Raw genomic sequence first — 12,954 nt, forward strand, 5'->3', positions numbered from 1 at the left:
CTATTCTGCCATTTTCGGATCAAAGGCATCTCTTAAACCGTCTGCAAGAAGGTTAAAACAAATCATAATGACCGATAACATGATAGCCGGATACCACATTAAATGCGGTAAAAATCGGAACGTTTTATACCCTTCACTCAATAACATCCCTAATGATGAAAGAGGTGGACGAATACCTAACCCGATAAAACTTAAAAAGGCTTCAAAGAATATCGCAGAGGGAATACTAAACATCATCTGAACAATGACAACACTCGAAATATTAGGTAGGATATGCTTCATCGCAATTTTTCCACTGGATTGTCCGAGTGTACGTGCAGCGAGTACATATTCTTGATCTTTTATCTTTAATGTTTGAGCACGAACAATCCGTGCCATTGTAATCCAACCTGTAATCGCCATAGCTAAAATAATGGTTTTCATTCCCGGCTTAAAAATCGTCAGCATGAGAATCATCACGACTAAGTTAGGAATACCGGATAGTATTTCTAATATCCGCTGCATGATATTATCGGTTCGCCCACCTTTCATGGCGGAAATCAAACCATACGTCACGCCAATCGTTAAATCGAGAAAAGCAGCCACAAAGGCAATAATTAAAGATGAACGAGTACCCATTAATAAACGGGAAAGTAAGTCTCTTCCTAAGCTATCCGTACCGAGATAGAAATGCACATCATCTGGTACTTTCATCTGTTCATATTTATCAACCCGCTTATCTCCTACTACCGCCGTCCCATTAAAGCCATTCAAGGAAACACCAGGTATTTTAGGGGGGAGGTTAATATAATTAACATTTTGTTTTGCTGGGTCATGCGGTGAAATCCATTGAGCACTAAAAGCAATCACGGAAATAACCAATAATAAAAATAATGAAATGACCGCTCCACGATTTTTTTTCAAACGTCTCCAAGAGTCTTGCATAAACGTTAAGGACGGAGCAGCTATCTCATCGCTTTGATGAAATTCACGATGTCCTACTGGTTCAAAAAGTTCTGGATTTATCGTTGTTTTTTCAATAGATGTCATTATGAATGTTCACCTCCTGATACACGAATACGAGGATCAATTAAGCCATATAGTAAGTCGACAATTAAAATGACTACGACTAACATGGTTGAAAATAGTATCGTTACCGCCATAATCGTCGGGTAATCATTATGTAAGATAGATTTAACAAACTGCTCACCAATTCCCGGTATTGCAAATATATTTTCCACAACTAATGACCCCGTCATAAGTGAAACCGCTAAAGGCCCTAGTAACGTCACAAGTGGAATCAGACTGTTGCGCAAGCCATGTTTAAAGGCAACTTCCCAACTACTTAATCCCTTAGCACGCGCTAGTTCAATGTAGTCGCTATTTAACACTTCGACCATTTCCGTTCGAATAAAGCGAGCGGTATCAGCGAGTGGTGACATAGCTAAAGCGACAGTTGGTAGAACGGTTGAAGCAAACCCTTGATTCCAAAGTGCAATCGGCAACCACTGTAACTTAATCGCAAAAACATATTGTAAAAGAACGGCAAAAACGAAGTTCGGTATCGACCGACCTAAGATAGCAAGTAAAGTGGCACCTGTATCAATCCAAGTGTTCTGCCGCATGGCTGCAATCAGCCCTAATAATATTCCTAATACTGTTCCTAGAATAATTGCTTGAATCCCCAACTGCACTGAGGGTCCTATCCTGTCTACAATCAATTTAGAGACAGGTTGATTTTTAAATTTAAATGAGGTACCAAAATCTCCTTTTAAAATATTACGCAAATAAATGACGTAACGCTCGGCAACTGGTTTATCAAGACCAGATTGTTTGTTTAAAATTTCAATTTGTTCTGGTGTTAATTTTTGTTGATTGACATACGGTGAACCTGGAATAAGATTCATCAAGAAAAAGGTTACCGTGATAATCAACCAAAGCGTAATCAACATATACATCACACGCTTTAAAAAATACTGTGAAAAATATTTCATCGTTTCGTCCCCTTTACTTTGCTTTGACATCTTTAAAAAAATGCATTAAGGTAATCTTGACATTCCTTTAATGTTAAAAAATACGAAACAGGTGACTTATGCAAAAATTCCGACTGCCCATTGTAACAAATATTTTCTTTTTAATACTTATCACGCTAATCTCTGTCATAAAAAAGGAAGAAATAACGGTCATACTATTGTCCGATCGCCTTTTTTTATTTGGCTTATTCACTCTCATGATGAGTGCCTTTGTCCAAATCGTGCGTTCAGGTTTTATCGATAACTTTCAAAAGTCATTTCATCAGCGTTCAAAAAAGAAAAAGTATTCATATGTATTAGCGTCACAGTGGTTTAAAACAAAACCTGTGGTTCTCTTTGCGACAAGTGTTGTTTCTTTCTCCTTATCCTTTCTCCTACTCATCTTTAAATGATAAAACGATAAGTAAGATTAGAAAATAATGAGAATGTTTTTTTATTTAAAGACTATAATAGTCTATTTCTAATCTAATTGCAATCATTTTTTAAGTAAGTTTTCAAATATGTTTCAATTATCAAAAATAAACCACTTTGTTTGACAAGTGACACAATGTCATCTACACTGTGAAGTGACGCTGTGTCATCAATAGAAAGGAGGTCACCATGCCTACAGCGACTTTTTTTAATTTAAGAGAGGACAAACAAGAAACCATTGTCCAAGCAGCTCTTTTAGAGTTTTCTCAACGGAGCTTACCTGAGGCATTAGTTTCTAATATTGTAAAAGAAAGTGATATAGCACGAGGTAGTTTTTATAAGTATTTTGAGGATATGGAAGATTTGTATTTATACGTTTATAGTTTAATGTCAAAACGTGCTCACTTAGATGTTATTCAAGCTATTCAAGAAGCGGATGGACATCTGTTCAATGGACTTGAACGTTATATGGAGCAAGTCATCCACCTTTATGAAAACCCTGTTTACTATCATTACTTTAAAACCGTCACCTTAAATTTAAACTACACATTAGAACAGCACATACTTGACTATCGTCAGCAAAATGCTCGTGAAAATACGATGGCCAGTTTCATTGATAAAATTGACCTAAGTTCTTTAGACATTCACTCTGTCGAAGAGCTACGTAGCTTTTTCAAAGTTTTAACCCCTGTTATTCATCAATGCATGAGCGACTATTTTGCTCATTCTTGGGATAACGAAACACTCAAAAAAGAATATCAACGTCGAATTAATTGGCTTAAGAAAGGCGTTGAAATATCAGAATAGAAAGAAGGATTATCATTATGACAAAATTAACACGCACAAGTGCTTTTTACGGAATATTAGGATTAGTTTTAGGTGTTTATTATCGTGAGCTATCAAAAATGAATAATTTTACTGGTACGACACAGTTAGGAACAAGCCATACCCACGCTTTTGCTTTAGGGATGTTAGTTTTCTTAATCGTGTTACTCTTAGAAGCGAACTTCAAACTTTCAGAACAAGGTAAAACGTATCGCCTTTTCTATATTTTTTATAATATTGGATTAATTATGACGATTGCGATGCTTACTTTCCATGGTACGATGACAGTATTAGGTAATGAAACAGGCGCAGCCGTTTCTGGTATTGCTGGTTTAGGCCATATTTTTCTAGCAATTGGAATGATGTTATTATTCCACACATTAGCGAAAGCTGTTAAAAATAAATAAAAAAAAGTGTTAGGTTGAAAACCTAACACTTTTTTATTTGATATTATAATTCTGGTGCACGATTTAATTTCGCTGTTAGCATCCAAATATTTTTTTCAACCGCACCTTTTATCTCGATGAATAAATCTTCTGTTACATGATCTTCTTCATCTCCTGCAGCATGAATCCCTTCTAATGCTAACTTTTGTAAATAGCGATAGCCATTAATTAGTGTTTCAATATGCTCATCCATACTTACATCATAGCTTCCAGGTTTGTCTTCTAATTTAGTATGCTCCGCAAATTCTTTTAAGGTTGAGTAAGGAGCGCCACCAATGGTGATTAAACGCTCGGCTACTTCATCTAAGAAGCCATCTACTTCATCCATATACTCGTCCATTTGAGGATGTAAAGTTAAAAATTCTGAACCACGCATGTACCAATGAGCTTGATGAATCATAACTGAAAATTGACTTAAATCAGCTACCATTTGGTTTAAAACTTTTTTTGTTTGTTCAACGTTCATATTCTTTCTTCCTCCTTAATTGTTTCTACTATAAGTATACGCTTTCGTGACATTTCTTTCAAAGAATCTGCTTGTAAATATAACAAAAACCTATCACTAAAGTGATAGGTTTTTATAACATATTATAAATATTTTTCTAAAATACTTGCTAGTTGTTCTTTACGGTGAACACCGACTAATGTTTCAACGACTTTATCGTCTTTTTTCACCATTAATGTTGGAATACTCATAATTCCAAACTTGCTAGCTGTTGCTGGGTTTTGGTCCACATCAACTTTAGCGATAGTCACTTTGTCGCCCATTTCTGCTGCTAATTCGTCTAAGATAGGCCCTTGAATACGACATGGTCCACACCATGGTGCCCAAAAGTCAATTAAGACTACTCCGTTTTTTGTTTCGCTTGCAAATGTTGCATCTGTTACTTGTTTAACCATTAAAAAATCCTCCTAAAATATTAATATTTCTTTATCTAGGAACATTATAGCAAACGGTTATCGAAGTCCCAAAAAGTCTGCTTGTGAAACAAAAGTTATTTAAACTCTACCACTGTAGCTCCTGAACCACCCTGATTTTGAGGGGCTAAGCCAAATGATTTAATCCCACGATAACTACGTAAAAACTCATTAACACCCGTACGCAGCGCACCCGTTCCCTTACCGTGTACGATAATAATCTGACTGTACCCTGATAAAATCGCTTCATCCAAATAATTTTCTAATTCGTGCATCGCATCATCGTAGCGTTTCCCTCTTAAATCAAGTTGACTTTCAACTTTACGACGGCCTACTTTTCCGTCTGAATCTTTAATCGTTACAATTGAAGACCGTGTTTCTTTTTCAGGCGCTAATTTGGTTAAATCACTTTCCGGAAGCGCCATTTTGATAATCCCCATCTGCACTTCCCACAATCCTTCTTTTTGTTTACCAATAATCGTCCCACGTTGCCCAAAGCTTTCGACTTTCACATCGTCGCCAACTTTTAATTGCTGTTCTTTTTTCGCTTTTTGTAAGACTTTATTTTTCTTTAATTGTTTTTGCTCGTGTCGTAAATCATCTAGCTGAGCATGCATCTCAATAAACTCATGCTCTTTGACTTGCATTTCTCCTACCCGTTTTTGTTTTTCGCGAATATCTGACACTATCGTTTCTGCTTCACGACGTGCTTCTTCGATAAGTTCATTTGCAGCTTCTTTTGCTTTTTCTAGTTCTTTTTCTCGCTCTTGTTTCAAATAGCCCACTGCATTTTTCAACTCAGCTAAAAGAGTTTCACTTTCTTCTACCACTAAATGCAAGTGAGAAGCTTCTTCTTCCGCTTGTTTTTTAGACGATTCCAAGTCAGAAATCATATCGTTTAAATCATGACTTTCCCCATCAATAAGTTGTTTAGCTTGGGTAATAATCGTAGTGGAAAGACCTAAACGTTGAGAAATTTCAAACGCATTACTGCGCCCTGGCACGCCAATCAATAAACGGTAAGTCGGACTTAGCGTATTCACATCAAACTCCATACTCGCATTCGTTGTAAAGGGACGATTATAGCCATATACTTTTAATTCTGGATAGTGAGTTGTTGCCATTACATACGCATTTCGAGACCCGACTTCATCTAAAATAGCAATCGCTAAAGCGGCACCTTCTTGAGGATCAGTCCCCGCTCCTAGCTCATCAAAAAGCACAAGAGAGGTATCATCTACTTCTTCTAAAATCGACACAATATTCGTCATGTGAGAAGAAAACGTACTTAAGTTTTGTTCAATCGACTGTTCATCGCCTATATCAGCAAAAATATTGCCAAAGACACCTAACACACTATCTTCCGCTACGGTAACAGGAATTCCTGCTTGTCCCATTAGTTGTAACAACCCTAATGTTTTTAAAGTAATGGTTTTCCCACCAGTATTCGGTCCCGTGATAACGATTGCTTGATAGTCTTTTCCTATTGTTAAGTCATTGGCAACCGCTAGTTCACGGTCTAAAAGTGGATGACGAGCTTGACGTAAAGACACATGATTCTCTTCACTTAATGACGGAATCACTCCACCAATTTGTTTTCCAAACAGTGCTTTCGTATTAATCACATCGAGCTGTGATAGTACGTAGGCATTGTGACGAATCTCTGGCACGTGTGGGGCTATTGCAGCTGAAAGTTCTGACAATATCCGTTCAATTTCCTGTCTTTCCTCACTTTGCAACTGTTTCAGACGATTATTTAACTCGACAACTTGTTTTGGTTCAACATACACTGTTTGCCCAGAAGCACTTTGATCGTGCACGATTCCACCAAACATACTGCGATACTCACTTTTAGCTGGAATAACGTAACGGTCATTTCGAATCGTTATAAGTGTGTCACTTAAATAACGGGCTTGTTTACCACGTACGATTTTTTCCAATTCTTCACGAATCGTCATCTCACTACGACGCATTTGACGGCGGATTTGCTGTAAAGCAAGCGATGCTTCATCTTGAACACGTCCATCCTCATCTACTGCTTGGCGAATTTCACCCGATACAGCTGGTAAAACAACAAGCTTATCTCCCCAAGCGAAAACAGCTGGAAAATCATGTTCATTGTCTTTTAGCTCTTCAAAGAAACGCACTGTTTCAGACGTGGTATATAACACTTTTCCAATCTGAGCTATTTCCAGACCATTTAGATTGGCGTCCATCTCTAAACGTTTTAAAGCCGGACGAATATCCGCCAACTTAGGAAGTGGTAAACCCCCTTTAATCCGTAAAATATCTAACCCTTCTTTGGTTTCTTTTAATCGTTCTGCGACGCGTTCGTAGGTTGTTTCTGGTTTTAAAGATAACACGTGTTCACGGCCTAGCTCGGTCACAGCATGCTCGCTCATCATTCGAATAATCTTATGATAGTCGAGCGTTTCATATATCTTATGATTCATTCTTATCACTTCACTTTCATTCATTAAAAAAGAACACTCGAGAGTGTCCTTTTACCTCGCTATTTTGGTACACTCGACCAAAGTAACATGATTTTATTAGAAAAATAGGGAATATGTTCAATCAATCCTTGCGCTAGCCGACTGCCTTGTAAAGTGTTTTGAACTATATCAAGCGGAATCATTGCTACAAGTGACAACACTGTTCCCCAAGCAATCAATGATACGGCTAAAGCCAGTCCTCCCCCAACGGTAGCGTTAAGTGTTTCAGGAATTCGAGCAAACGTTAATTTATAACACAGTATGCCTATTAGCCGAGTTATCGCCCAGCCAATAACTAGCAGTATTAAAAACGAAACCCCTGCATAGAAATAGCGATCTAAGTCAAAAAAAACGTCTGGTGAAAAAAACAATAATTTAGACTCTGGTGTTGGCTGTGGATAAGGAATCAACAACTCTAACTTATCAACATACTTAATATAGTTTTTCGCGGCGTAAATAAAGCTAAATAAGTACCCCAATGTATAAACGCCTTGTAACACTGCCCCTCTACGTACACCTGTATGAACCGTAAACAGCAGCGTCAAAATAATGATTAATGATAACATAATTTTACCCTTTTCTTTTTTTGTCTTGTTCAATCTTTGCCAAAGATTGCTTGTTCATAATTTTTTGAACCTCTGCTGGTGATAACTCTTGACGACTTTTCGTTGAATTTATAATGGCTCGTTTTGCTTCAGCTTCAATCGATTCATAACGATGCAAACGTTTTTCAAGCTCTTTCACTTTCGCTACTTCTTTTTCCAACACTTCACATTCGGATAATTCCGCTTGTAAAATAGCCATTTGATCTTTTAACTCATTAATCGTATGTTGTAAGGTTAGCTGATCTGATAAGGCATTAATCGCTAACAATACCGACTTTTGCTCCAAACTAATATCAGGACTTTTCTTTCCTATCATTTCTAGCTGATGATTAGCTAACGACACGACGGCGTCCATATGTGCTTTTGATTCATTACCTATAATAGTATAATTTTTATCCCCTATCACAGCTTTATAACGTTTTTTACTTTGTGACATTTTCTTTCCTCCCCATTTGTCATTGGAAAGCATTCCCTATTATTATAAATTAGTTTATTTTAATTTACAAACCTTTCTCCTCTTTCCTTCTCGTGATTGTTATTCTATCATTTATTCGTTAAGATAAGAGAGAACGAAATAGAAATGAGGTACATTATGTCTAGTTATACACTCAAAAAACAATCACCCGAAACGTTAAAAAAAATGGCCACTTTTTATAAAGATTATATTCAGAAAAAAGTCCCACAACATGCTCTGTTTCAAGCAAAATATCAAGGAGTCACTATTACCGCTTATAAAACAGGCTCTGTTTTATTTCAAGGAAACCAGGCAGAAACAGAAGCGGCACGGTGGACATCTCTTCCCACCACCGCTACTCCTAAGAAAACTAGTACGGCTTCTCCTCAAACAAGCGCGACACTGCCTCGTGATTTTTCACATTGGTCTGTTATCGGAAGTGATGAAGTCGGAAACGGCAGTTACTTTGGCCCCTTAGTTGTATGTGCTGCCTATGTTAGTCGTGAGCAGTTAGCCGCCGTCAAAGCGCTTGGTGTGAAAGATTCTAAACTGTTAAAAGATAGCGATATTCAACGGATTGCGTCAAAAATCCAAGACCATATTCCCCATCAACTATTAATCGTTTCACCAAGTAAATATAACGATATACAACCAACCTATAATGCCACGCACATGAAAGTGGCGTTGCATAATCAAGCGATTCGTTTATTGTCCGAGAAAATAGCTCCTACTAAACCAGAAGGAATACTTATCGACCAATTTACAAGCGAAAAAAATTATCGCAAGTATCTTGCGAGTGAAGCTCAACCTGTCACAGAAAATTTATATTTTCAAACAAAAGGAGAAGGTGCGCATTTAGCTGTCGCTGCCGCATCGATTCTATGTCGTAACGCTTTTCTTGTTTCACTTGAACAAGCGAGCCAAGAACTTGGTTATACGATCCCCTCCGGTGCAGGTCACGTCTCTGATACGGTCGCTGCTCGTCTTTTAAAACAAGGGGGTATGCCTTTGCTCCGTCAACATGCGAAACTCCATTTTGCCAATACCAAAAAAGCACTAAAATTAGCTCAGCGCTAAACCAAAGAACCCTTCTGTCATAGAAGGGTTCTTTTATTCATCTAATTTATCTTTGATAGCGCTTGGTATTTCTGACGCCGCTACTTCTTCCCATTCACTCACATATTTACCTTTTGTAGCGAGTTTTAAATAAGCATCTTCTCTTAACTGGTGACCTGCAAAAAATGACAATGTGACCTCTTCTTCTCCCTCGCTTATCCCAGTTTGCGTATATAAATAACCTCCCGGCTCTTGTTGCGTGCCGTACTGATTAGCTGTTTTCACATAGACATCTTGTTCAGCAACTAGCGGATTAAAACGGTCGACTAGTTGTTTTAACTCTGACGTTGCCATACCGGATTCGTCCGGCATTAAATAAGTAAACCCAATCGGAACGATTAAAACAATCGTCATGATAAAAAATAGTGTTCTGCCGATTTTTTTCATACAAACACTTCCTTTCCTATCTAACATTATCTCAACTCTTCTCCCATTTAACATCCGTAATAAGATGGAATTTAAGTCATACTTGAGGCCGATAAAATAACAGCCACTCCTCTGAAATAGTGCGATTATCACAAACGTATGATTTGCAAGACTGATTTATTTTGTTAGTATTCTTTCTTTATTAAAGAATAGCTCTTTACAAAAAGAACGTATGTTCGTATAATAAACTTAACATGACTCACAAGGAGGCCGTTACATGGTAGAACTTAATCATTACTATCATGACCGTGGTATCAAAAAATATCTAGGTTTTTATTTATCGGAACACACGAATGCACTTGAAACGCTTAGTTCTAAAAATAATGACGCTGATTTTGCTGAACAGATGATGTCTGAAGAGCAGATAACAGAGGTGATTGACTATGCCCTAGTTAAAAATCTTCCCGTGCTAGTTCAACCGAATATTTATGAAGAAACGGTCGAACGACCACTCCCTCCTATTAAAGGCTATATTTCCGGATATACGTCACAGAATCTTTTTATTCACAATACACCTGTACCGCTGTCTTTAATCCGTTCCGTTCGCCTACTTTCTCCAACCAAGTGGTTCACAGAACAGACAGTAGATGATGACCATGTCTTTTAACTATACGCAACACTTTAATTATGCCTTAGAGCGTCAAGAAGACTATCTCTGTATTGATATGAAATCTTTTTACGCGTCAGTCGAATGTGTCGAACGTGGTCTTGATCCTTTGACGACCTTACTTGTCGTCATGAGTAATAGCGACTCACCTGGTGGACTCGCATTGGCGACATCTCCCCGTGCCAAAAAGGAACTAGGACTAACGAACGTTTCACGACGCTTTGAAATACCAGACCACCCAGATTTACATATCGTGCCACCACGCATGCATCTTTACATTGAAAAAAATATTGCCGTCAATCAAATTTTACAACGCTTTGTAGCGGATGAAGATTTACTCATTTACTCCATTGACGAGTCCTTTATTCGAATTACAGCGTCTAAAAAACTCTTTGGTTGGAATGCTTATCAGTTCGCCAAAAATATTCAACAATCTATTTTTCAAGAACTTGGCCTTTATTGTACGATTGGCATTGGTGATAATATGTTACTGAGTAAATTAGCACTGGATAACGGTGCTAAACTACAACCAGATATGATTGCAACGTGGCACTATCAAGACGTGCCTAATACCGTCTGGAAAATTGCACCTATGACAAATTTTTGGGGAATTAATACTCGAACAGCTGAACGCTTAAATAAAATGGGGATTCGCTCGATTTACGAGCTGGCTCATTTTGATTTTTTTGAAATGAAAGAACGCATGGGCGTGATCGGACAGCAGTTAATCGCTCATGCATGGGGAATTGACCGTGCCTTTATTTCAGAAAAATATATCCCTAAATCAAAAAACATCAGCAATAGTCAGATTTTAATGCGTGATTATACGGAGCCAGAAGAAATCAAACGTGTGCTACGTGAAATGCTCGAACAAATTGCCACACGTCTTCGAACGAAAAAATTACAAACGAGTTGTTTGCAAATTGGCGTAGGCGTTTCAAAAAACGAAACACTTCCAAGTTTCTCGCGACAAGTGACCTTTACCCCGACCAATCACTCTGCCGACTTAGTAAGAGAAGGCATTGCTTTGTTTGAACGCTACTATACCCGTCAAGTCGTCAGACGATTGAGCGTCAGCTGTTCACAGCTACGAGAAGAAGCAGGTATTCAACTCAATCTCTTTGAATCTCCTCTTAAAACACTCGATAAGCAACAATTAGACACGACAATCGACCTCATCCGTCAGCGCTACGGTTTTGATGCTATCATTCATGCCTCATCGCTTATGGAAGGCGCGACTGCCATTCAACGCAGTCACTTAATCGGTGGACACGCTGGTGGCTTAGACGGTATTTCCACAAAAAAAAGCTTGCTAGAAAACTAGCAAGCTTTTTAGATATACATTTTTTGAAGAAATGATGTTTTCATGTTTTTAAGCACTTCAAGCTGACGCTGATGAAGAGCGATAGTGTCGTCTAGTTGTTTGAAGAAAGTGCCGATTTTTTGTTGTTCTTCAATATTTGGAATAAATATGTTGATATTTTCAATGTCTGAACTGTTGTAACTTGGTAGTGCTCCAACTTGTGCGTACTTAGGAAGATTGATAGTTTCAAACATGGTTTTACCAAAATCAGCATCCCAACTATTATCAAATATGTACGCCATAGTATTATTATCTAACAAGAAAAGAGATCGAACAATTCGCTTTCTATTAAGCATTATGGCAGCTCCAACTTTAGCAAATATAACTGCTGGAACATCTTCTATAGGCTTCCACTTTTTTCTTTCAATTTGTTCTTTAGAAACATAGTTGTTAGCTGTAATCATCTCATTTTCATTTCCTTCATTATTCATGTCAGAAACTTTAAAAAAAGGAATTCCTGCCGTTCCACCTTGTTCCGTATTTGGAAAACCAACCCCTGACTGAGTTTTTCCTATTTCCCCCAACTTACGCTGTTCCCAATCGTCAGTAAATCCTGAAAAACGAATTTCTGGTTTTGTTTCGTCTTTTTTCGGAAACATCTTTTGCAAAAAAGACTTTTTAGTTTTTTCTAACACTTCAAGCTGTCGCTGATGAAGAGCGATGGTATTATTAATATTCTCAAAAACATCAGCAATTTTATTTTGTTCCTCATATATTGGCATTAAAACATCAATTGAATTTAAAATTTCTTGACTAACATTAAACCTTGTACTTCCTCCAGCTTTTCGTTCTATTTGTTTTCTACCAGCGCCATTATTCAAATTAATCTCCATAAATAATGGATTGTACTCTGCTTTCCTTTTTCCTCTAATTGAAAAGCCACTATATAAGGCATACTCACTATCAGTATAAGCTTTTGATAATCCTACTTCTTGAACAATTTCAGACGACCTAACAAAAATCAAATCCCCATTTTCAACCTTATTTTTTGATTCAATAGCTTCAGAGACACTTACAGAATTTCTTATATTTTGGTAGGTAATTTTATTAGGAGAAAGAATATCCATTACACTTATCATTTTTCTGCCCTTGCCATAATTTTCTTTAGGCGCATTTATCCCATTAGAAAAATCCATGAATTCATTTAACTTACGCTGTTCCCACTCGTCCGTGTAGCCTTTAAAACGTATTTTTGGTTGTTTATTTATCGTTTTCATATGTCATTCCTACTTTATCTTATTTAACTTTATCATAGCATATTTTAAACAATCTGGTCGTC

General features: G+C 37.4%; 15 protein-coding genes. 6 read left to right on the forward strand and 9 right to left on the reverse strand.

Annotated elements, in window-relative coordinates:
• Entirely contained in the window at positions 1–1,029 is a 1,029-nt protein-coding gene (opp3C, locus tag CBF33_RS00080) for an oligopeptide ABC transporter permease (protein ID WP_126760612.1), read from the reverse strand.
• Positions 1,029–1,973, reverse strand: coding sequence for an oligopeptide ABC transporter permease (gene opp3b, locus CBF33_RS00085; protein ID WP_023606517.1), 945 nt, complete (start codon positions 1,971–1,973; stop codon positions 1,029–1,031). Before opp3b ends, opp3C begins: the two co-directional genes overlap by 1 nt.
• Before the next feature lie 98 nt (positions 1,974–2,071).
• Between opp3b and CBF33_RS09715 the strand changes: the two genes are divergently transcribed.
• The 3 genes from CBF33_RS09715 (at position 2,072) to CBF33_RS00095 (ending at position 3,655) form a co-directional block, all read left to right on the forward strand.
• On the forward strand, positions 2,072–2,404 hold the full coding sequence (locus CBF33_RS09715; protein ID WP_483409795.1) for a DUF3899 domain-containing protein: 333 nt from the start codon (positions 2,072–2,074) through the stop codon (positions 2,402–2,404).
• Positions 2,405–2,612: 208 nt separating this feature from the next.
• Positions 2,613–3,230 (forward strand): TetR/AcrR family transcriptional regulator, encoded by a 618-nt coding sequence (locus CBF33_RS00090; RefSeq protein WP_126760613.1) that lies wholly within the window; start codon positions 2,613–2,615, stop codon positions 3,228–3,230.
• Positions 3,231–3,247: 17 nt separating this feature from the next.
• Complete coding sequence (locus CBF33_RS00095; protein ID WP_126760614.1) at positions 3,248–3,655, forward strand: DUF2871 domain-containing protein; 408 nt, start codon at positions 3,248–3,250, stop codon at positions 3,653–3,655.
• Positions 3,656–3,698: 43 nt separating this feature from the next.
• Here the strand turns inward: CBF33_RS00095 and CBF33_RS00100 are convergent, their stop codons facing one another.
• The 5 genes from CBF33_RS00100 to zapA all read right to left on the reverse strand — a co-directional run bounded on the left by CBF33_RS00100 (position 3,699) and on the right by zapA (position 8,145).
• On the reverse strand, positions 3,699–4,160 hold the full coding sequence (locus CBF33_RS00100; protein ID WP_023606514.1) for a Dps family protein: 462 nt from the start codon (positions 4,158–4,160) through the stop codon (positions 3,699–3,701).
• A gap of 122 nt (positions 4,161–4,282) precedes the next feature.
• Positions 4,283–4,594, reverse strand: a complete 312-nt coding sequence (trxA, locus tag CBF33_RS00105; RefSeq protein WP_126760615.1) for a thioredoxin — start codon at positions 4,592–4,594, stop codon at positions 4,283–4,285.
• 95 nt (positions 4,595–4,689) lie between these two features.
• Positions 4,690–7,065 (reverse strand): endonuclease MutS2, encoded by a 2,376-nt coding sequence (locus CBF33_RS00110; protein WP_126760616.1) that lies wholly within the window; start codon positions 7,063–7,065, stop codon positions 4,690–4,692.
• A 59-nt stretch (positions 7,066–7,124) separates the two neighbouring features.
• Positions 7,125–7,670: a CvpA family protein gene (locus tag CBF33_RS00115; RefSeq protein WP_126760617.1), complete on the reverse strand. Its 546-nt coding sequence runs from the start codon at positions 7,668–7,670 to the stop codon at positions 7,125–7,127.
• Between the two features lie 4 nt (positions 7,671–7,674).
• Positions 7,675–8,145, reverse strand: coding sequence for a cell division protein ZapA (gene zapA / locus CBF33_RS00120; protein ID WP_170167711.1), 471 nt, complete (start codon positions 8,143–8,145; stop codon positions 7,675–7,677).
• A 156-nt stretch (positions 8,146–8,301) separates the two neighbouring features.
• Between zapA and rnhC the strand changes: the two genes are divergently transcribed.
• Positions 8,302–9,240 carry a ribonuclease HIII gene (rnhC, locus tag CBF33_RS00125; protein ID WP_126760619.1) on the forward strand — a complete coding sequence of 313 codons (939 nt, stop codon included), beginning with the start codon at positions 8,302–8,304 and terminating at the stop codon, positions 9,238–9,240.
• A gap of 33 nt (positions 9,241–9,273) precedes the next feature.
• Here rnhC and CBF33_RS00130 read toward each other — a convergent pair whose 3' ends face one another.
• Positions 9,274–9,666, reverse strand: a complete 393-nt coding sequence (locus CBF33_RS00130) for a YxeA family protein (protein ID WP_170167712.1) — start codon at positions 9,664–9,666, stop codon at positions 9,274–9,276.
• Positions 9,667–9,922: 256 nt separating this feature from the next.
• On the opposite strand from CBF33_RS00130, the gene CBF33_RS00135 reads away from it, so the two are divergent.
• Positions 9,923–10,312, forward strand: a complete 390-nt coding sequence (locus CBF33_RS00135; RefSeq protein WP_126760621.1) for a hypothetical protein — start codon at positions 9,923–9,925, stop codon at positions 10,310–10,312.
• On the forward strand, positions 10,302–11,636 hold the full coding sequence (locus CBF33_RS00140; protein ID WP_425330192.1) for a Y-family DNA polymerase: 1,335 nt from the start codon (positions 10,302–10,304) through the stop codon (positions 11,634–11,636). The genes CBF33_RS00135 and CBF33_RS00140 overlap by 11 nt, the downstream gene beginning before the upstream one ends.
• A gap of 8 nt (positions 11,637–11,644) precedes the next feature.
• Here CBF33_RS00140 and CBF33_RS00145 read toward each other — a convergent pair whose 3' ends face one another.
• Entirely contained in the window at positions 11,645–12,892 is a 1,248-nt protein-coding gene (locus tag CBF33_RS00145) for a restriction endonuclease subunit S (protein WP_126760622.1), read from the reverse strand.
• Between the last annotated feature and the right edge of the window lie 62 nt (positions 12,893–12,954).

The sequence above is a fragment of the Vagococcus lutrae genome, from assembly GCF_003987555.1.
GTDB classification, from domain to species: domain Bacteria; phylum Bacillota; class Bacilli; order Lactobacillales; family Vagococcaceae; genus Vagococcus_A; species Vagococcus_A lutrae.

Excerpts from the sequence above, each read along its gene's own strand:
- CBF33_RS00090 (WP_126760613.1), top strand. The coding sequence starts at position 2,613 with ATGCCTACAGCGACTTTTTTTAATTTAAGAGAGGACAAACAAGAAACC.
- opp3b (WP_023606517.1), bottom strand. The coding sequence starts at position 1,973 with ATGAAATATTTTTCACAGTATTTTTTAAAGCGTGTGATGTATATGTTG.
- CBF33_RS00135 (WP_126760621.1), top strand. The coding sequence starts at position 9,923 with ATGGTAGAACTTAATCATTACTATCATGACCGTGGTATCAAAAAATAT.
- zapA (WP_170167711.1), bottom strand. The coding sequence starts at position 8,145 with ATGTCACAAAGTAAAAAACGTTATAAAGCTGTGATAGGGGATAAAAAT.
- CBF33_RS00095 (WP_126760614.1), top strand. The coding sequence starts at position 3,248 with ATGACAAAATTAACACGCACAAGTGCTTTTTACGGAATATTAGGATTA.
- CBF33_RS09715 (WP_483409795.1), top strand. The coding sequence starts at position 2,072 with ATGCAAAAATTCCGACTGCCCATTGTAACAAATATTTTCTTTTTAATA.
- CBF33_RS00110 (WP_126760616.1), bottom strand. The coding sequence starts at position 7,065 with ATGAATCATAAGATATATGAAACGCTCGACTATCATAAGATTATTCGA.
- CBF33_RS00130 (WP_170167712.1), bottom strand. The coding sequence starts at position 9,666 with ATGAAAAAAATCGGCAGAACACTATTTTTTATCATGACGATTGTTTTA.
- CBF33_RS00100 (WP_023606514.1), bottom strand. The coding sequence starts at position 4,160 with ATGAACGTTGAACAAACAAAAAAAGTTTTAAACCAAATGGTAGCTGAT.
- opp3C (WP_126760612.1), bottom strand. The coding sequence starts at position 1,029 with ATGACATCTATTGAAAAAACAACGATAAATCCAGAACTTTTTGAACCA.
- trxA (WP_126760615.1), bottom strand. The coding sequence starts at position 4,594 with ATGGTTAAACAAGTAACAGATGCAACATTTGCAAGCGAAACAAAAAAC.
- CBF33_RS00145 (WP_126760622.1), bottom strand. The coding sequence starts at position 12,892 with ATGAAAACGATAAATAAACAACCAAAAATACGTTTTAAAGGCTACACG.
- CBF33_RS00140 (WP_425330192.1), top strand. The coding sequence starts at position 10,302 with ATGTCTTTTAACTATACGCAACACTTTAATTATGCCTTAGAGCGTCAA.
- CBF33_RS00115 (WP_126760617.1), bottom strand. The coding sequence starts at position 7,670 with ATGTTATCATTAATCATTATTTTGACGCTGCTGTTTACGGTTCATACA.
- rnhC (WP_126760619.1), top strand. The coding sequence starts at position 8,302 with ATGTCTAGTTATACACTCAAAAAACAATCACCCGAAACGTTAAAAAAA.